Here is an 18,473-nt window from a genome sequence, read left to right on the forward strand (position 1 = left end):
CTCCAATCAATTAAAAAATCAGGCCCAGCGACGGAAAATCAGCGAGGTGTTGACGCCGCCAAACGCAAAGTTGTTGTTCATCACGTAATCGTGGTGCATCTCGCGAAAGCCGCCCTGCAGGTAATCCAGCTCGCCACATTGCGGGTCGACCACATCCAGGTTGAAGGTGTGTACGTACTGGTCGCGGTTCATCATTTCGATGCTGAACCACGACTCCAGCGCGCCGCATGCGCCCAGGGTGTGGCCAAGAAAGCTTTTCTGCGAACTGATAGGCATGCGGCTGCCGAACAGGCTGCTGGTGGCCAGGGTTTCAGCGATGTCGCCTTGGTCGGTGGCGGTACCGTGACCGTTCACGTAGCCAATGGCAGAAGGCTCAAGCCCGGCATCTTCCAGGGCCAACTCCATCGCGCGGCGCATGGTTTTCTGCTCCGGGCGGGTGGTGTGCTGGCCGTCGGCGTTACTGCCGAAACCGACCAGTTCGGCGTGGATGTGCGCACCGCGCGCCAACGCATGTTCCAGTTCTTCGAGCACCAGCATGCCGCCGCCTTCACCAATCACCAGGCCATCACGGCCGCTGTCGTAAGGACGTGGGCTGGTCTGCGGCGCGTCGTTTTTCAGGCTGGTGGCGTAGAGCGCATCAAACACCATGGCTTCGGTGGGGCACAGCTCTTCGGCGCCGCCGGCGAGCATCAACGGCAGGCGTCCGAACTTGATCGCTTCATACGCATAACCGATGCCCTGGCTGCCGCTGGTGCAGGCGCTGGACGTCGGGATCAGCCGTCCGGTAAGGCCAAAAAAGATGCTGATATTCGCCGCCGTGGTGTGCGGCATCATGCGCACATAGGAGTTGGCATTCAGCCCCTCGGCCACCGAGTTCAGCAGCATGTTGCCGAATGCCTTGATCTCGTCGGTGCTGCCGGTGGACGAACCACAGGCCACGCCCATGCGCCCGTCCTTGATCGACTCGTCGCCGAGCAAGCCGGCGTCCTGCAACGCCTGTTCCGCCGCCCACACCGCCAGGCGCGACACGCGGCCCATGCTGCGCAGTTGCTTGCGGGTCCAGTGGGCGGGCACCACGAAATCGTCAATCGGCCCGGCCAGGCGCGTGTTCAGTTCGGTGAAGCGGTCCCACTCGTCCATGCGCCGAATGCCGCTGCGGTTGGCGCGAAAGTTGGCGGCGATGGTGTCCCAGTCGCTGCCCAGGGAGGTCATGCCGGCCATGCCGGTGACGACGACGCGTTTCATCAGCACAGGCCTCCGTTCACGGCCAGCACCTGGCGCGTGATGTAGCCGGCTTCGGCCGACATCAGGAAATTCACTGCACCGGCCACTTCTTCCGGGGTGCCCATGCGCTGCGCCGGGATCATTTTCATCAGCTCTTCGACCGGCACGTTTTCGTCCAGCATCGCGGTGTCGATCAAGCCGGGCGCTACACAATTGACGGTGATCTTGCGCTTGCCCAGCTCGATGGCCAGCGCCTTGGCCGCGCCAATCAGACCGGCCTTCGACGCGCTGTAATTGACCTGCCCACGGTTGCCGATCAGCCCCGACACCGAGGTGATGCACACAATGCGGCCGGCGGCGCGACGACGAATCATCGGCATCATCACCGGGTGCAGCACGTTGTAGAAACCGTCGAGATTGGTGCGCATCACCACGTCCCAATCGTCTTCGGACAAGGCCGGGAACGCGCCGTCACGGGTCAGGCCGGCATTGAGCACCACGCCGTAGTAGGCGCCATGCTGCTCCACGTCCGCTTCAAGGATTTGCTTGCAGCTGGCGCGATCGGCCACGTCAAACTGCAGCACCCGCGCCTTGCGGCCCAGGGCTTCAATCTCGACCTGCACCGCGTCCGCTTGCGCGCGGCCGCTGCGGCAATGCAGCACGATGTCATGCCCGGCCTGCGCCAGACGCAGGGCAATGGCGCGGCCGATGCCACGGCTGGAGCCGGTGACCAGTACGGATTCAGTCATGGCGTTTCGTCCTTCGGTTCATCTAAATAGGTGGCCGCCTGGGGCGGTCGAAATACGTTCAAGCGCGCGCTGGCCTGGATACCGTCGCCGGTGAGGTGGCATTCGAACACACCCATGCCGTTGTCGTCTTCCAGCGAGCGCAGGCCGTGGATGCGCAGCTCGGCGCCTGCCGGGAAGTGTTCCACGTTGCACTCGAACTTACGCGTGCCGAGCAGGAAGCCCAGCTCCACGGCCTCGCCGTTCTGGCGCGCGCGGCACCCGGCATACGCGGCGACGCTCTGGGCCATCAGCTCGATCCCGACCCAGGCCGGCAGGCTGCCGTCCGGGCGGTTGAACAGGCCACCGGGCTTGACGGTAAGGCGTGTGTGAATCTGCTCTTCATCGAACGACAGCACCTGGTCGATCAGGATCATGTCGCCCGCGTGGGGCAGCAATTGGGCGAGTGGCCAATCAATCATGGGGCCTCTGCGATTATCAGGCTGACGTTGTTACCGCCGAAGGCAAACGAGTTGCTCATCAGGCAGCGTTTTTCCAAGGTGTCGCCGGTCTGCGCCCATTGCAGGGCGGGCAGCGCCGGGTCGGCCTGGCCGTCCCACACATGCGGCGGCACGCGGCCGTGCGTCAGGCTCAGCCAGCAGAGCGCCGCTTCCAGCGCGCCAGCTGCACCGAGGGTGTGGCCGCTCATGGGTTTGGTCGACGAACAGGCCACGCCGTGGGGAAACAGGCTGGCGACGGCCAGGCTTTCCATGGCGTCGTTGTGCTGGGTCGCGGTGCCGTGCAGGTTCAAGTAACCGATCTGCTCGGGCACCAGCTTCGCGCTGGCCAAGGCCTTGCGCATCGCCTGCAATGCGCCTTTGCCGGTAGGCTCGGGCGCAGAAATATGGTGCGCGTCGCAACTGGCGCCACTGCCCAGCAGGGCAATCGGCGCAGGGTGTTGGGTCATCAGAAACAGCACGGCCGCTTCGCCGATATTGATGCCATTGCGGTTCACTGAAAACGGATTGCAGCGCTCGCTGGAGACCGCCTCCAGCGCGGTAAAACCGTTGAGCGTCAGCTTGCACAGGCTGTCGACACCGCCGCAGATCACCGCGTCGCACACCCCCAGGTCCAACAGGCGTTGGGCGCTCATCAACGCGCGGGCGCTGGAGGTGCAGGCGGTAGAAATCACATAGGCCGGGCCGCTCAGTTGCAGCCAGTCGGCGAGGAAGTTGGCGGGGGCGCTGAGTTCCTGTTGCTGGTAGTCGTAGTCGCCGGGAAACTGCCTGTCGCGCAGGTAATTGGCGATGCCACGGCTGGCCTCGTCGATGCCCGAGGTGCTGGTGCCCAGCACCACGCCGACTCGCGAGGCGCCATAGGTGTGAATGGCGTGGCGGATCTCGCCCTCGATCTGCAACGCTGCTTCCAGCAACAACTGGTTGTTGCGGCTGCTTTGCTGGTTCAGTTCGGCCGGAATAGTCACCAGCTCGCCGCGCACGCCGCCGACCGGCAATACGCGCTCCGGCACCCAGCCGCTCTCGGCGCGCATGCCTGAGCAGTCGCCGGCAAACAGGCTGCGGCTGACCTCGGCCTGGCCGCGCCCCAGGGCGCAAATCACGCCCAGCGCATTCAGATAAGCCGTCATCGAGCGGCCCCCAGCGGGGTGATGCGATAGCTCAGCGGTTGGCCCGTCATGTTCACGCTGAACACCTCTGAAGACTGATAGACGATTTGCCAATGACCCGGCAGCGTGCGCGTGAGGTCCATGGCCTGGGCGCTCGGGTAAAGCGCGCGCACGTCATCCGATGAAGTCAGGGCAAACAGCAAGGCGGCAAACAGTTCGCGCGCCGCCGGGTTGGGCGGCAGCAGACCATCGGCCTGCCACTGGCCATCGAGCAGTTTTTGCCGGGCCTGGGGAATGCCCAGCGGGTCCATCATCGACCAACGAAGGGCCGCGCCTTCACGCTGGATCACCAACAGCCAGTCCTGGCTCTGGCCACCCGAAAGGCGCTGCACATGCAATTGCATCGGCAAGGCCAGCGCCGGGGTTTTTGCGGGCAGCGGCGGTTGGCTGGCGCAGGCGCTCAGCAGCAACAGGCAACCGATCAACAGCAGACGGATCATGGTGCGGCGCTCGCGAAAGGTTTACGCGCCACACAGTTGACCAGCGTCTCTTCGCGCTGGCCCACCGGTGGCGGGTTGCGCAGGCCCCAGCGTTCGAGCAGGCCAAAATCGCTGGAACGGCTCCACCACAGATACGGGTACGAGACATTCTGCGGGGCGAATTCAAAACCCTGCTCGCGCAGCATCTCCAGGTATTGGTCGGCGCTTTTCTGCACGTGCATCGGGTGGCGGAACAGCCAGCGAATCACCCAGGTATCGATATAGGCTTCGGTGGACTCGGCAAACAGCAGGTAGCCGCCCGGCTTGAGCACGCGGTAGAACTCCTTCAAGGCGCGATGCTGTTCGACCAGATGATGGAAGGTCTGGTGGCAGAACACGACATCGACGCTGGCGTCGGGCACCACAAGGGTGGCGCAGTCACTGCCGATCAGCTCGACGGCCAGGCCCTGGCGCGCGGCTTCAGCCTTGCTCAGCGCCAGGCTATGCGGGTCGGCATCCACACCGATCAGGCGCTGCGGCGCGAACACCTGCTGCAAATACTGGAACGACTTGCCCTGGCCGCAACCGGCGTCCAGCAGCACCGGCGCGACCGGCAATGGCTCGGTGAACAAGCCGCGCAGGTCGTTGATCGCCACGCGCAACACGTGGTGCTGCCAAGTGTGGCTGCGCAGGAACCAGAAACCGAACCTGGTTTCTTCGACGTAGTTTTTACTCAGGTAGTTTTTTTCCAGCGCTGGACTGCTCATACCGGCTCACCCGCGCAAATCTCCGACAACATCCGCAACCGCCGTTTGGGCTCGCTGACAAACGGGTTGCGCTCATCCCACGCGTAGCCGGCGAGGATCGAGCTGATCATCCGGCGAATGTCCGGCGAGCTGCCCGGATGGAAAATCACATCCTGGAAGGTGCCGGCGTACCAGCCTTCGACGTAGCAGCGGAAGGTGTCGACGCCGCGTTTCAATGGCTCGGCAAACTCGGTTTGCCAGTCCACTGTTTCGCCCTTGAGTTGGCGGTGCAGCAAGCCCGCCGCCATGCTCGCCGAGCGCATGGCGATGGTCACGCCGGAGGAAAATACCGGGTCGAGGAATTCCGCCGCGTTGCCCAGCAGCGCAAAGCCCGGACCGTGCAGGGTTTTGACGTTGGCCGAGTAGCCGCCGATGGTGCGCGCAGGCGTGTCCCATACGGCGTTTTGCAGCACGCCGGCCAGGCTCGGCGTTTCCGCGATAAAGCCGCGCAGGCACGCGTCGAGGTCGCTGTCGCGGCCGTCGAAATGCGCCTTCGCCGCGACCACGCCCACCGAGCAGCGGCCATTGCTGAACGGGATGGTCCAGAACCAGATGTCACGCTGGGTCGGGTGGGTGGTCACGAGGATTTTGGTGCGGTCGAAACCGGGGTGTTCGATGCGGTCTTCGACGTGAGTGAACACCGCCTGGCGCACCGGGAAATCCGATGGCGCCTCAAGGTCCAGCAGGCGCGGCAACACACGGCCGTAGCCGCTGGCGTCGAGGATAAATTTGGCCTTGAGGTGGTACTCGCTGCCATTCTCGCGGCGCACATGCAGGTAGCGGCTGTCGCCGGCAAAATCCACACCGACGACGCTTTCGCCGTAGCGAATGTCGACGCCTTGCAAGGCGGCCTGGTCGGCCAAAAGTTTGTCGAATTCACCGCGCTGCACCTGGAAGGTGGTGGGTTTGCCGTGGCTGAACGTGTCGCCAAAATCAAACGCGCTGTAGCGCTCGCCCCAGGCAAACGCAGCGCCGGTTTTTACCTGGAAACCCGCTGCCTGCACGGCCTCGAGCATGCCGGCTTCTTCGATAAAGTCGATGCAGTGCGACAGCAGGCTTTCGCCAATCGAGAAGCGTGGAAAATGCTGGCGCTCGATAATCAATACATCATGCCCGTTGCGCTTTAACAGCGCGGCGGCGATGGCACCGGACGGGCCGGCACCGATCACCACCACCTGGCGACGTTCCATTTCAACTGTGGGCACGAGGGCTCCTTGCCGCTATGGCGATAATCACATTCATAAGGCGTGCTTCTGATGGCCGGCCCAGGGCGCCAGCATAAAGCTGAAGGCCAGGCCCAGGCTGACCGACAGGCCGAAATTGCTCACGGCCGGTGTACTCGACACCGCCAGCAGGCCGAACGACAACCAGGTCGTCAGCGCCGCCAGCAGCGTACCTAAAAGACTCACGGCAGGGCCGCCGATCTGTTCGCGCATCAAGATCGCGTAGTCAACGCTGATCGCTGTGACCAGCAGCAGGCCGAACAGGCTGAACAAGGTCAGTGGCTGGCCCAGCCAACCCAGGCTGGCCAGGCTGCACAGCGCTGCGAGCAGCGGCAGGGCGACGATGCGCAAGGCGCCGCCGACACCGAACGGCAGGATCAGCAACAGCACGATCAGCACGCACGACATCAATTTCAATTCAGCGGCGCTGATCTGCGTGTCGGCGAACACCCGGTTCAAGTCGCCCAGGCGATCCACCAGCTGTACGCCAGGCAAGTCCAGCGCCTGCACCCGTAGCAGCGCCGGGTTGTTCAGGCCTTGCAGGCTGACCATCGCCGCGACGCCGCCGTCCACCGGCCCCAGCCACAGCGTGCGCCAAGGCTCGGCGAGCGGGCCGACCAGCGCCGCGTCGATGTCTTCGATGGGCAAGCCTTGCAGTTGCGCGATTTCGGCGTGCAGGGCGCTGGCGGGCACGCCCAGGTCCAACAGCGGCTGCCAGTGTTGCGGCAATTGGTTCAGCGCGTCGCGCAGCCGTTGCTGCTCGGCGGGCAAATTGACCAGTTGGTTAAGCGCCAGGTAGCCCTGCAGCTTGTCCATGTTCACCAGTTGATCCAGGCGCTGGCCCAGGGCTGCCTGACGTTCGAGCAACTGCTGCTGATTGTCGGCGCGCACCAGAAAGAACTGGCTGGTGGGCTGGAACCCGGTGATGCGCGCCACGGCCTGGGCTTCCTGCAGCAATTGCGGCGGGGCGCCGATCCATTGGCGCAGATCGTTCTTGCTGTTCAGGTGCCACAGGCCGCCGGCGCAAAACAGCAGCACCAGCGCCAGGAGCAGCGGGCTTGGTAAGTGTTTGATCAAGGTGGCCCGCAGCACCCACAGGCCTTCAGCGATGCGCAGCGGCCATTGCGCCGGGCGCAGGTCCACGCCTTGGAGCAGCGCGGGCAGCAGGCACACGGCTGACAGGTAGGCGCCGACCAGACCGGCGGCAGAGAACACCGCGATCTGGGTGAGCGCCGGGAATGGCGTCCAGGCCAGCGCCAGGTAGCCGATGCAACTGGTCGCCAGGCTCAGGCTCAGCCCCGGCAGGGTCAGGCGCAACGCCGGCCAACTGCGCCACGGCTGCAGGCTCCAGCTTTTGGACAGGTAATGCAGCGGGTAATCCACCGCCACGCCGATCAGGCTGGAGCCGAGCACCAAGGTCATCACATGCATATGGCCGAACAGCGCCACACAGGCCACCGCGCCAAACAACATGCCCACCAGCACCGGCACAAAGGCCAGCAGCACACGCCAGCGGCGGAAGGCGAGCAACAGCAATAACAGGATGCCCAGCGTGGCGCCGCCGCCCACCCAGGTAATTTCACGGGTCGCCTGCTGCTGCCCATTGGCCGCGTAGAGCAAGCCACTGGCGGCGAGCAGTTGCGCGCCTTGCTCGCCGGCCTGCGCGCGGCTGGCCTGGAGCAGATCCGCCACTTGCACCGGCAGTTTCATATCAAAGGCATTGCCGGTGGTGCGCGCACGCAGCAGCACCCAGCTTTTGCCGTCGGCATCGGCGATCAAGGCGCCGCTGCCGATATCCAATTGCACCGAGCCGTGTTGTGGCTGGCTGTTCTGGATACGCCCGGTCAGGCCCAGCCAGTCGTCCTGGCTCGGCACCAGGCTGAACCCGGTGAAGGGATCGAACAGGGCTTGCACGCGTTGTTGGATGAACGCGTCGGGGTGCTCGATCAGTTGTTCGCGGTCCCTGGCCGAGAGCATCGCCAGGCGCCCGCGCAGCAATTGCTCGCGCAGGGCCGGCAAGTCGGCCTGCAGGTTCCACTGCACTTTTTCGAACAGCCCGCTGGCTTGCCAGCGCTCGCCCAATTGCTGCGCCACCGCCACGGCTTTTTGCCGATCCGCATGCCCGACCAATACCAGCATTTCGCGGTTCAGCGGCTCCTGCATGCGTTGTTCGGCTTTTAGCTCAAGCGCATCCGGCGTGCTGCCCGGCACCAGCTCCATGAGGTTGGCCGACAGCGGCGCGCCATGGCGCCACTGCCAGCCGGCCAGCGCCAGCACGGCCACCAGCAGGATCAGGAACAGGCGCGGCAGCAGGCGCTCACTGGGCAAAGTCGTGTTGCTCCGCATCGCTTAACGGTTGGGCGGCGGTGCTGTCCTGCATGCGCAGTACGGTGCTGTCGCCTTGGGTTTCCAGCAGTTGGATGGTCTGCACCAATTCGCCGCCGTCGATATTGATCTGGGTGAAAACCTGCTTGAGCAGCAATGAGCGCGGGATCAGCGTCAGCTTCCACTGCTTGGCTTCGCCTTGCAGCTGCAGTTCGAAGTCGCGTTGCAGGCCGCTGCTGTCGCCTTGGAGTACGGCGAGAAACAGGCGGTTCTGCTCGGCCCCGGCGCTCTTGTTCGGCAGCAGTTGCCAGCCATTGGCGTCACGGCGCGCAATGCCTTGGGCGCTGATGCGGTAGTCCTGCTGCAGCGGGGTTTTCAACAGCCACAACAGGCCGTGGTCTTTGGCGAGCACGAAGGTGCCTTTGCTGACCAAGGGTTGGGGCAGGGCGCGCAAGTGTTTTTCCTGGATGAAGTTGCCGTGGATCACCGAGGGCTTGGCCAACTGATCGCTGAGCTGTTGCAGATCAAAAGCATGGGCGCTGAAGCTCAGCAACAACCCGATCAATGTGGTAGCGGGCTTGCCCGCGAAGAACCTGAGGGCGCTGCGCAGTGTCAGGCGGTTCGCGTTATCGTTAACGTCCTTCGCGGGCAAGCCCGCTCCCACAGGGGTCAGCATTTCAGGGCCCTTTCTACGGCGTCGGTGAAGATGTTGGGGGAGGCCAGCTGCATCTCGCGGCTGGTGATTTCTACCGCCACTTGCACGGTGCTGGCGCGGGTCAGGCGTTCGCCGCTGGCGAGGTCTGTGATCAGGTAATTGACCTTCAAACGGTTCTCCCACTCCACCAAGCTGGCGCGCACATTGATCCTCTGGCCGAACACCGCGCCGCGTACGTAGCGCAGCTGCATGTCGATCACTGGCCACGCGTAGCCGGACTCCAGCATCGCCGTGTAGTTATGGCCGATCTTGTCCAGCAGCGCGCAGCGCGCCACTTCAAGGTACTTCACGTAATGCCCGTGCCACACCACGTGCATGGTGTCGATGTCGAAAAACGGCACGAGGATTTCAGTGTCGCAATGCAACACGCCCTGGCTACGCATGCAGCCTCCAGTGTTGCTCGGCAATACGCTTGAGGCACAGGCGCAGCTCGCCCTCCAGCGCACGGTCTTCGATGACCGGCGGGAAGTCTTTACCCAGCGCTTCATGCATGGCTGCCAGCGCCGGTGGCAGGGGGCGCGCATCGTCCGCCCGGGCGCGCAGCCACACACCCTGGTTGGCCGCGAGCAACGTGGCGGCCGCCACTTGTTCGGTCAATTCCAGCACGCGGATAGCATCACGTGCGGCAATGGTGCCCATGCTGACTTTGTCCTGGTTATGGCACTCGGTGGAGCGCGAGAACACGCTGGCCGGCATGGTGTTTTTCAACGCTTCGGCGGTCCACGCGCTGGTGCCGATCTGCACGGCCTTGAAACCGTGGTTGATCATCGCGCGGTCGGCCGGCGCGCCGGACAGGTTGCTCGGCAGGCCGTGGTTGTAACGCACGTCCACCAGCAGCGCGAGCTGGCGGTCGAGCAGGTCGGCGACGTTGGCCACCAGGGTCTTGAGGCTGTCCATGGCAAAGGCGATGTGCCCGCCGTAGAAGTGCCCGCCGTGCAGCACGCGCTCTTCTTCGGCGTCGATGATCGGGTTGTCGTTGGCGCTGTTCAGTTCGATTTCGATAAACGAGCGCAGCCAGTTCAGGCTGTCGGCCAGCACGCCAAGTACGTGCGGTGCGCAGCGCAGCGAGTAGCGGTCCTGCAGGCGGTGCAGCGGCGCGGTCGGCGCATCAATCGCAAGGTCTTTGCGCAGCCACGCAGCGACTTGCATCTGCCCCGGGTGCGGCTTGGCGGCGAACAGGCGCTCGTCGAAGTGTTCCGGGTTGCCTTGCAGCGCCACGACGTTCATTGCAGTGATGCGCGTGGCCAGTTGCAGCAGGTAGTCGGCGCGGGCGAAGGCCAGGCAGGCCAGGCCGGTCATTACGGCAGTGCCATTCATCAAGGCCAGGGCTTCTTTGGGGCGCAGTACCAGCGGTTCCCACCCGAGTTCGCGGTGCACGTCAGCCGCCTGGCGACGCTCGCCACGGAACATCACTTCACGCTCGCCGGACAAGGTCGCGGCCACGTAGGACAGCGGCGTCAAATCACCGCTGGCGCCTACCGAGCCTTCTTCCGGAATCAGCGGCAGCACATCGTGTTGCAGAAACGCATGCAGGCGCTCGAGCAATTCCACACGCACCCCGGACACGCCGTGGCACAGCGACTGCAAACGCGCCGCCAGCACCGCGCGGGTGGCTTGCGCGTCAAGCAACTTGCCCAGCCCGCAACCGTGGAAGGTGTACAGGTGACGCGGCAGCGCCTCGACGTGCTGCAATGGCACCGCCACCACGCACGAGTCGCCGTAGCCGGTGGTCACGCCGTAGATCACGCCTTCCTTGTCCAGCAGCGAGTCGAGGAACTGCGCGCCTTTGGCTATGCGCTGGCGATACGCTGCGTCGCCCTGCAACTGCGTGGGCGCCTGACGGTTGGCCAAGGCCAGCACGTCTTCAATGCGCAAAGCGCGTTCGCCAAAGGTTACTGGCTCAAGATGCGTCGTCATCGGTTTTCCAGAAAGGGTAAAAGTTGAACCATTGTTGGGGCGCTTCCAGGCAGAACTGGCCCAGGCGTGCGGCGTAGCGCGCGGTCCACAGGGCGATGACCTGCTCGCGGGTGCTGCGCTTCCATTCGATCAATTGCGCGAACGGCTCGATGGTCAGGCGATAGCGACCGTTGTGTTTCAGGCACATCAGCAGGTTGACCGGGCATTTGAGCAGCCCGGCCAGCAGCCACGGGCCCTGCGGGAACGCCGCGTCAACGCCGAGGAAATCCACGCGCACCTTGCGCCCGCCGTGCAACGGCACGCGGTCGCCGGCAATCGCCAGCCACTCGCCGTCGTCCAGGCGCTGGCTGAGCAGCAGCATGGTCGCCGGGTCCAGTTCGCTGACCTGGATCAGGCGCAGATGCGTGGCCCCGGCTTCGCCCAGCAGGCGATTGAAACGCTCGGCGTGCTTGGTGTGCACCAGCACGTTCATGGTGACTTGTTCACCGATCTCGGCCAGCGCGCGGCACACTTCGAGGTTGCCCAGGTGCGCGCCGACCAGCATCTGCCCGCGCTCGCCGCGCAGTTGCCCGCGCAATTGCGCCGGGTCGTTGATTTCGATCTGCTCCAGGCGCAGCTTGCCGTTCCACACGTCGAGTTTGTCGAGCAGTGAGTCGGCAAACGCCATGAACTGACCGAAGACTTTTTTATGTGTGGGCCGCAGCTCATCGCGCCCGCTCCAGTCGGCCAGGCGCTGTTGGTATTCCCATGCGCTGTGGCGGGCGGTGCGGCCGAACAGGAAGAAGTACAGCACGATGCTGTACAGCAACGGGCTCAGCAGGCGGCGGCCGAGGACCCTGGCGGCGACGGCAGTGAGCTTCATCAGCCAGAAACTGCCGCGCTCCTCGCGGTCGGCCCAATGTTTGGTGCGCTCGCTCATGCCTGCCACCGTCGCCACAGAATCATCGGCGCGCGCACCAACATGCCGAAAAACAGCCGCGTGTGCATGGCCGAGATGCGCACGTTGTCGCGAAACAGGCGAAAGTGCGACAAGCCGTCGGCGGGGTAATGCACCTGGGTCGGCAGCCAGCGCATCGGCTGGTTACGCCAGGCCAGGCGCACCAGGATGTCGGAATCGAAATCCATGCGCGTGCCGATGTAGGCCGAGTTCATCAGCGCTAGCGTAGGCGCCAGCGGGTACACGCGAAAGCCGCACATCGAGTCGCGTATCTGCAGCGACAGGGTGTTGATCCACACCCACACGTGGGTCAGGTAGCGCGCGTACAAGCGGCCCTTGGGCACGCTGTCGTCGTATTCGGGGTAGCCGCAGATCACCGCGTCGGGGTGCCTGCGTGAGGTATCGAGAAAATCCTCGACTTCGCGCAGGTCGTGCTGGCCGTCGGCGTCCACTTGCAGGGCATGCGTGAAGCCCCGGCGCGCGGCTTCGCGGAAACCGGCCATGACCGCGCCGCCTTTGCCTTGGTTGTTGGGCAAGGTCAGCAGCGTGACGTTGTCGAGTGTCGCCAGTTGCGCCAGCACCGCCGCGCAAGCCGGGCTGCTGCCGTCGTCGACCAGCAGGCACGGCAAGCCGCTGTTCAACAGGCTGTGAACCACGGCCGGTACGGCGGCTTCATGGTTGTAGACCGGGATCAGGGCGCAGGGGTTATGCATGGCTGACCCAACCGACTGGTAGCGGGCTTACGGTGGTAAGCGCGCTTGTTGTGACGAGCGGGCTTGCCCCGCGTAGGGCTGCGAAGCGGCCCCCGTAAGGTAACCGAGGTGTCTCAGGCATACCGAGTTGGCAGGTTTTGGGGCTGCTGCGCAGCCCAACGCGGGGCAAGCCCGCTCGCCACAGGAAGCCCGCTCGACACACCAGGCCCGCTGGCCATCGACGGTTATGCACTTGGCGCCTCCAGCACTATGCGGCCACTGGAGCAGGCGGCGACGCCATTGCGGTAGGCAAAATACAGCTTGCCGCGTTCCTGGTCGAAGCGCAGGTGCAGTTCAACCTGATCGCCGGGGCGCACCAGTTGCTGGAACTTGAGCACTTCCATGCCGGCAAAGGTCGCGGGCAGGTCGAGCAACTGCTGGCCGAGGTTAAAGGCCCATTCGACCTGCACCACGCCTGGCAACACGGGCGTGACAGGGAAGTGGCCGCTGAAATAGGCCAGGTCTGGCGGGATGCTCAGTTGCACGGTCCATTCGCCGTTGGCTTGCACTTGCTCCAGCACGTCCGGCGCTTTGGGCCGTGGGGCGAGTAACAGCGCTGTGACGTCGGCTTGAGGCAGTTTGCCCTGGGCATTCAGCGGCAACTGGCGCAGCAACCGCCAGCGCCGCGGCAGCGCCAGGGCTTCGCAATGTTGGCTCAGATGCTGGCGCAGGGTTTGGGTGACGGCGCGGCGGCCTTGATTGCGCAGGGCATGCAGGCCATCGGCGCTCAACACCACCAGCGCGCCGAGCGAGGCGCGGTTTTCCTGCACCACGCCCAGGCGGGTTTCGGCGACCCAGGCGTGGGCCATCAGCGCCTGTTCGAGCATCGGCAGAGAGATGCGTTTCTCTTCCAGCTTGACAATGCGGTCCAGGCGGCCGAGCAGCTCGAAGCGCCCGTCGGAGTGGATGCGGGCAGCGTCGGCGGTCTGTTCAATGTGTCCGGCCGGTAGATAAGGTGAGGCAATGCGCAGGGCGCCGTCGGCATCCTGGCTCAGTTCTACCTCGGCAAACGGCTGCCACGGCTGCGCGCCCTGGCGCCAGGCAATGCCGCCGGTTTCCGAGCTGCCAAGGATTTCGGTCGGCCATTGCTGCAGGCGGTCGTACAGGCTGCCGGCAGCCTCGATGGGCAGCGCGCCACCGGACGAAAACACCCGCGACACGTGGCTCAGGGCGGGCCAGTCGAGGTTGTCGCCCATGCGTTTGAGCAGCGCGGGGCTGGCGACCCAGGCAAATGTTGAGTGTTCGCGGCTGGCGCGCTGCAGGTCTTCGGGGAAGGCCAGTTGTTTGCGTACAAACGTGCGCCCGGCGCACAGCGGCCACAACACCCGAAACAGCAACCCGTAGATGTGCTGGGTGGCGACGCTGCCGATGATGCAGGCGTCGTTAAGGTCCGCGCCCCACAAGGCTTCCAGCGCTTCCACTTCGTTGGCAAGTTGGCGCAGGGTCTTGTCGATGCGCTTGGGCTCGCCGCTGGAGCCGGAGGTGCACAGGCTCAAGTGGCAGGCGTCCAGGTCGAGTGCGGCAGCGCTCAACGGCGCCTGGTACAGCGCGTCGAGGTCAGCGGCTTCCACCAGCCAGGCATCTACAGCGTCGTCCCAGCGCTGGCGGGTCTGGGGTTGCAGGTCGGCCGGCAGCAGCACGCTGACCCCGGCCCGCCAGGCGCCCAGCAGGGCAATGGCCAGCAGGCCGGCGTCTTCCAAGTGCACGGCCAAACGCCGGATGCCGCGCGCTTGCAGGCCCGCCGCCAGGCTCAGGGCGTGCGCCCACAGTTGGGCATGGTTCATTTCAGGCTCGGTGGTGACCAAGCGCTGTTGCAGCGGCTCAAGCAGCAGGTGCTCAAGTTTCAACCCATTCATACGCGGCCTCGAACCCTTTGTCGTACCAGCCATTCCACGGCAAACAACAACCCCATCAGCCCATAGGCGATCAGGCCGTTGTACAACGTCCACCAGCTCAGCGGCGCCCACAGGGTGAGGGCGGCGGCGAGCAGGCCATTACACAGAAAAAACACACTCCACACCACGGTGACCTGGCGCGTATAGCGGATGGCCTCGGGCGGCAGTTGCGGTTCAGTGATGCGTGCCAGGCGCTCGACCATCGGCGGGCCGTATTTCAGGCTCAAGCCGAACAGCGCCAGCATGAATGCGCTGACCAGGCTGGGGTACCAGCGCAGCAGCTGCGGGTTGTCGAACCAGGCCAGCAGCAGGCAAAACACGATCACCGCCATTGCCATCCAGCGGCTGCCCGGGCGGCGTGCGCCGGTCAGCGCGCGCAGCAACCACAGGCTGCCCAGCAGCAGGCCGAATTGCCACGGCGCAAAGTGCTCGGTGCCGTAATACACCGCAAAAGGGTACAACAGCCCCGCCAGCAACAGGCCAAGGCCGATCAGCCGGCTCATGCGGCAGGTGCGACCAGACGGTACACCGCCTCAACCACGTCGTTTACGGTGCGCACTGCCTTGAATTCCTCGGCGGCGATCTTCTTGCCAGTCTGGCGCTTGATGTGATCGATCAAGTCCACGGCGTCGATGCTGTCGATTTCCAGGTCCTGGTACAGGTTGGCGTCGAGGGTGACGCGCGAAGGCTCCAGTTCAAAGAGTTCCACCAAGGCGTCGCGCAGGGTGTTGAAAATATCGTCACGAGTTTGCATGGTCCGGTCTCAAGCTGCCTGTCTGGCCGTGACGAACGCCGCAAGGCTGGCCACGTTGGTGAAGTGATTGCGCGTGTCTTTGGCGTCGGCATCGATCTTGATGCCGTACTTTTTCTGGATCGCCAGGCCCAATTCCAGGGCGTCTACCGAATCCAGGCCCAGGCCTTCGCCGAACAGGGTCTGCTCGCTGCCGATGTCGTCGACGCTGATGTCTTCCAGGCCCAGGGCCTCGATGATCAGCATCTTTATGTCGTGCTCAAGGCGGTGTTGGTCGCTCATCTTCGGCGAGCTCCTTAATGAAATAGTGGTGCAGGTAATCGTTGAGCTTGCGTGAAGCCTGGGGCGCGGGCCCGAGTGCGGCAAAGGTGTGTGGTTCTATATCGGCACCCACGCGCAAACTGAAATGAAATCGACGTTTGGGAATGCGGTACCAGGGTTCTGCCTTGGTCAACGTCGTGGGGCTGACCTTGATCACCACGGGGGTGATGATTGTCGCACCGCGCAGCGCGATGGCGGCGCCACCGCGATGAAAGGCGGGTGCCGCGCCGGGTGTGGTGCGGGTGCCCTCGGGGAAAATGATCAGGGTCTGGCCCTGGCGCAACGCCTCGGCGGCGGCGTCGAGCATGTCGGCGCTGCCGTCATTGCTGATATAGCCTGCATCGCGCACCGGCCCACGGGTGAACGGGTTTTGAAACAGGCTCTGCTTGACCACGCAGTTGGTCTGGCGCATCAGGCCGATCAGGAACACTACGTCGATCAGCGACGGGTGGTTGGCAATGATCATCTGGCCTGGGCGACCGAGTTTTTCTGCGCCTTCGACGCTGTAGGTCAGCACGCCGGCGCGCTGCATCAGGCGGATAAAGAACCAGAACAGTTTGCTGATGGTGTGGCGGGCGCGGCGCTGGTGTTTTTCAGCGCTGCCTGGCAGGCAACTGAGCAGCGGAAACACCAGCAAACGAAGGCACAACCCGCCGACGCCGAAGAAGAAAAAGCTCGCGGCGGTGGCGAACAGGCGCCAGTAATAGGCGTCCCGGGGTTTTTCGGTCAGGGCTTGCGTTGCCAGTTCCATACACGGTTCTTCCAGGCATGTTGGCAGGCAACCTGTTCGGTGAGCAGGGTGCGTAGCAGGTTCAGGGCGTGGGGCCACTGGGTTTGAGTGAGTTGGACAGCGCCGCTGTTTAGTTCCAATCGCCACTCGTCGCCCGGTGTCAGCAGCAGGCCGAGGGCGTAAGGGAAGGGCACGTCATGAATCCAGCGAGCATAGGCTTCCGGGGGCTGCTCCTCGGTGATCACCAGCAACACCGCCGGGGCACCTTCGTTGAGCAGCGCAGCGGCTTCGAGCATGCCGTGCTCCAGGCCGTCGCCTGCGGCGGCGAGTGCGGTCATTTCGCTGGTTTCATTGCGCAGGATCGACCACAGGCCGATCACCGCGTTATGCACCGATAGGCTGAACTGGGTCGGCGACAGGGGTTGGCCATCGGCCAGATCACTGAGGATGTCGAGGGTGCGCGGGGTTTCGCCGTGCCGGGAAATAAACACCAGCGGCAGGTCTTGCAGGCCTTCGGCCAGGGGCCAACCGACACTGAACGCCATGCGTGCCAGGCGACTCAGGCGTCGGCGCTGCATGGCAGGCAAAAAGGACACGTCAGGCGAAGCATCGCTGCCAGGCAGCGCCACTGGGGCCTGGCACCAGGCGTGCCAGTCGTGCGCACTCTCCAGGCCGGGAGCCCAGGCGCGCCATTGGGCGATGTTGAAAGTGATCACTGAGAAGTTATCCCGCCCCTGCGGGCTTCCATGTGCGGCCGTTGGCCCCGAATACCGGGACAGGGAACACAGGCCGAATGGCGCGCATTATCCCGGTGCTGTGGGCTTCTAGCAAACTTTGGTAAAGAATTGTTCACGGCTGATTACAATTTACTGGGAAAGATTTGCAGATTGTCCTTTACCCGAGGACTGGCGGGGTTGTCGGAGTATTCCTTTTAGTTTGTGAGCGCTGGATTACGGGTATCGCGCATCCGGCCGCGCAATGCGCCAGTGCATGGATGAACGAGGTAGCTAACAGGCGCTTTTGCCCTCTACACTCGGACATTCATTGATACACGGAGGTTTTTCCATGCGGCGTGTGGTGTTCAATCAGAAAGGCGGCGTTGGCAAGTCCAGCATTGCCTGCAACCTGGCGGCGGTCAGCGCCAGTGAAGGCTATCGAACCCTGTTGGTGGACCTCGATGCGCAAGCCAACTCGACTCAGTACCTCACCGGGCTGACCGGCGACGATATCCCGATGGGCATCGCCGAATTCTTCAAGCAAACCCTGTCATCCGGGCCGTTTTCCAAGAAAAACCGCGTAGACATTTACGAAACGCCGTTCGACAACCTGCACGTCATTACCGCGACGGCCGAGCTTGCCGACCTGCAGCCCAAGCTTGAGGCCAAGCACAAGATCAACAAGCTGCGAAAGCTGCTCGATGAACTGAGCGAGGACTACGACCGGATCTACCTGGACACGCCGCCGGCACTGAATTTTTATGCGGTTTCGGCGCTGATTGCCGCTGATCGTGTATTGATTCCGTTCGATTGCGACAGTTTTTCACGCCAGGCGCTGTATGGCCTGCTGGCGGAAATCGAAGAATTGAAGGAAGACCACAACGAAGGCCTGGAAGTGGAAGGCATCGTGGTCAACCAATTCCAGGCGCGCGCAAGCCTGCCGCAGCAGATGCTCGATGAGCTGATCGCCGAAGGCCTGCCGGTGCTGCCGGTGTACCTGGCCAGCTCCGTGCGCATGCGCGAGTCGCACCAGGAGAGCAAGCCGCTGATCCACCTGGACCCACGGCACAAGCTAACGCAGCAGTTTGTGGAGTTGCATAACTTGCTGGAAAGCGCGTGATCCTTGCCGGCACCGCTTAGCCCTGTGGGAGCTGGCTTGCCTGCGATAGCATCACCTCGGTTTAACTGGCAAACCGAGTTGCCTGCATCGCAGGCAAGCCAGCTCCCACATTTGTTTTGCATTGCTGCAGGGGGAATTGGATTGTTCCCACAGAGGCTGTAGGAAGGGTCTGGCAAGCGGGGTTGCGCCTTGTCTCGCTGCCTACAGATAAGC

The 18,473-nt window shown here is 63.8% G+C and carries 20 protein-coding genes; 1 reads left to right on the forward strand and 19 read right to left on the reverse strand.

Annotation, left to right across the window (positions count from 1 at the left end):
* Window positions 1–18: 18 nt before the first annotated feature.
* The 19 genes from C4J83_RS02090 to C4J83_RS02180 form a co-directional block, all read right to left on the reverse strand.
* Complete coding sequence (locus C4J83_RS02090; RefSeq protein ID WP_119738037.1) at window positions 19–1,245, reverse strand: beta-ketoacyl-ACP synthase; 1,227 nt, start codon at window positions 1,243–1,245, stop codon at window positions 19–21.
* Window positions 1,245–1,973 carry a 3-oxoacyl-ACP reductase FabG gene (fabG, locus tag C4J83_RS02095; protein WP_106577538.1) on the reverse strand — a complete coding sequence of 243 codons (729 nt, stop codon included), beginning with the start codon at window positions 1,971–1,973 and terminating at the stop codon, window positions 1,245–1,247. The genes C4J83_RS02090 and fabG overlap by 1 nt, the downstream gene beginning before the upstream one ends.
* Window positions 1,970–2,431 carry a hotdog family protein gene (locus tag C4J83_RS02100; RefSeq protein ID WP_119738035.1) on the reverse strand — a complete coding sequence of 154 codons (462 nt, stop codon included), beginning with the start codon at window positions 2,429–2,431 and terminating at the stop codon, window positions 1,970–1,972. Before C4J83_RS02100 ends, fabG begins: the two co-directional genes overlap by 4 nt.
* Window positions 2,428–3,594 (reverse strand): beta-ketoacyl-[acyl-carrier-protein] synthase family protein, encoded by a 1,167-nt coding sequence (locus C4J83_RS02105; RefSeq protein WP_124416242.1) that lies wholly within the window; start codon window positions 3,592–3,594, stop codon window positions 2,428–2,430. The genes C4J83_RS02100 and C4J83_RS02105 overlap by 4 nt, the downstream gene beginning before the upstream one ends.
* Window positions 3,591–4,073: a hypothetical protein gene (locus C4J83_RS02110; RefSeq protein ID WP_106577541.1), complete on the reverse strand. Its 483-nt coding sequence runs from the start codon at window positions 4,071–4,073 to the stop codon at window positions 3,591–3,593. Before C4J83_RS02110 ends, C4J83_RS02105 begins: the two co-directional genes overlap by 4 nt.
* A complete protein-coding gene (locus tag C4J83_RS02115) occupies window positions 4,070–4,804 on the reverse strand; it encodes a class I SAM-dependent methyltransferase (RefSeq protein WP_177416164.1) in 735 nt (244 codons plus the stop codon). The genes C4J83_RS02110 and C4J83_RS02115 overlap by 4 nt, the downstream gene beginning before the upstream one ends.
* An 11-nt stretch (window positions 4,805–4,815) precedes the next feature.
* Window positions 4,816–6,063, reverse strand: coding sequence for an NAD(P)/FAD-dependent oxidoreductase (locus tag C4J83_RS02120; RefSeq protein ID WP_124416244.1), 1,248 nt, complete (start codon window positions 6,061–6,063; stop codon window positions 4,816–4,818).
* 33 nt (window positions 6,064–6,096) lie between these two features.
* A complete protein-coding gene (locus C4J83_RS02125; RefSeq protein WP_124416245.1) occupies window positions 6,097–8,409 on the reverse strand; it encodes an MMPL family transporter in 2,313 nt (770 codons plus the stop codon).
* Complete coding sequence (locus tag C4J83_RS02130) at window positions 8,399–9,082, reverse strand: outer membrane lipoprotein carrier protein LolA (RefSeq protein ID WP_124416246.1); 684 nt, start codon at window positions 9,080–9,082, stop codon at window positions 8,399–8,401. Before C4J83_RS02130 ends, C4J83_RS02125 begins: the two co-directional genes overlap by 11 nt.
* Window positions 9,076–9,504: an acyl-CoA thioesterase gene (locus tag C4J83_RS02135; protein WP_119738026.1), complete on the reverse strand. Its 429-nt coding sequence runs from the start codon at window positions 9,502–9,504 to the stop codon at window positions 9,076–9,078. The genes C4J83_RS02130 and C4J83_RS02135 overlap by 7 nt, the downstream gene beginning before the upstream one ends.
* Entirely contained in the window at window positions 9,497–11,038 is a 1,542-nt protein-coding gene (locus C4J83_RS02140; protein WP_124416247.1) for an HAL/PAL/TAL family ammonia-lyase, read from the reverse strand. The genes C4J83_RS02135 and C4J83_RS02140 overlap by 8 nt, the downstream gene beginning before the upstream one ends.
* Complete coding sequence (locus C4J83_RS02145; RefSeq protein ID WP_124416248.1) at window positions 11,022–11,957, reverse strand: lysophospholipid acyltransferase family protein; 936 nt, start codon at window positions 11,955–11,957, stop codon at window positions 11,022–11,024. Before C4J83_RS02145 ends, C4J83_RS02140 begins: the two co-directional genes overlap by 17 nt.
* Window positions 11,954–12,688, reverse strand: a complete 735-nt coding sequence (locus tag C4J83_RS02150; RefSeq protein ID WP_124416249.1) for a glycosyltransferase family 2 protein — start codon at window positions 12,686–12,688, stop codon at window positions 11,954–11,956. The genes C4J83_RS02145 and C4J83_RS02150 overlap by 4 nt, the downstream gene beginning before the upstream one ends.
* A 224-nt stretch (window positions 12,689–12,912) precedes the next feature.
* On the reverse strand, window positions 12,913–14,583 hold the full coding sequence (locus tag C4J83_RS02155; RefSeq protein WP_124416250.1) for an acyl-CoA synthetase family protein: 1,671 nt from the start codon (window positions 14,581–14,583) through the stop codon (window positions 12,913–12,915).
* Window positions 14,580–15,125, reverse strand: coding sequence for a COG4648 family protein (locus C4J83_RS02160; RefSeq protein WP_106577550.1), 546 nt, complete (start codon window positions 15,123–15,125; stop codon window positions 14,580–14,582). Before C4J83_RS02160 ends, C4J83_RS02155 begins: the two co-directional genes overlap by 4 nt.
* Complete coding sequence (locus tag C4J83_RS02165) at window positions 15,122–15,376, reverse strand: acyl carrier protein (protein ID WP_106577551.1); 255 nt, start codon at window positions 15,374–15,376, stop codon at window positions 15,122–15,124. The genes C4J83_RS02160 and C4J83_RS02165 overlap by 4 nt, the downstream gene beginning before the upstream one ends.
* 9 nt (window positions 15,377–15,385) lie before the next feature.
* Window positions 15,386–15,655, reverse strand: coding sequence for a phosphopantetheine-binding protein (locus C4J83_RS02170; protein ID WP_010213712.1), 270 nt, complete (start codon window positions 15,653–15,655; stop codon window positions 15,386–15,388).
* A complete protein-coding gene (locus C4J83_RS02175) occupies window positions 15,633–16,445 on the reverse strand; it encodes a lysophospholipid acyltransferase family protein (RefSeq protein WP_106577552.1) in 813 nt (270 codons plus the stop codon). Before C4J83_RS02175 ends, C4J83_RS02170 begins: the two co-directional genes overlap by 23 nt.
* On the reverse strand, window positions 16,421–17,140 hold the full coding sequence (locus tag C4J83_RS02180) for a beta-ketoacyl synthase chain length factor (protein WP_106577553.1): 720 nt from the start codon (window positions 17,138–17,140) through the stop codon (window positions 16,421–16,423). The genes C4J83_RS02175 and C4J83_RS02180 overlap by 25 nt, the downstream gene beginning before the upstream one ends.
* A 349-nt stretch (window positions 17,141–17,489) precedes the next feature.
* Between C4J83_RS02180 and C4J83_RS02185 the strand changes: the two genes are divergently transcribed.
* Window positions 17,490–18,260 (forward strand): ParA family protein, encoded by a 771-nt coding sequence (locus tag C4J83_RS02185; protein ID WP_106577554.1) that lies wholly within the window; start codon window positions 17,490–17,492, stop codon window positions 18,258–18,260.
* The last annotated feature ends 213 nt before the right edge of the window (window positions 18,261–18,473 follow it).

Source organism: Pseudomonas sp. LBUM920, from assembly GCF_003852315.1.
Lineage (GTDB): Bacteria > Pseudomonadota > Gammaproteobacteria > Pseudomonadales > Pseudomonadaceae > Aquipseudomonas.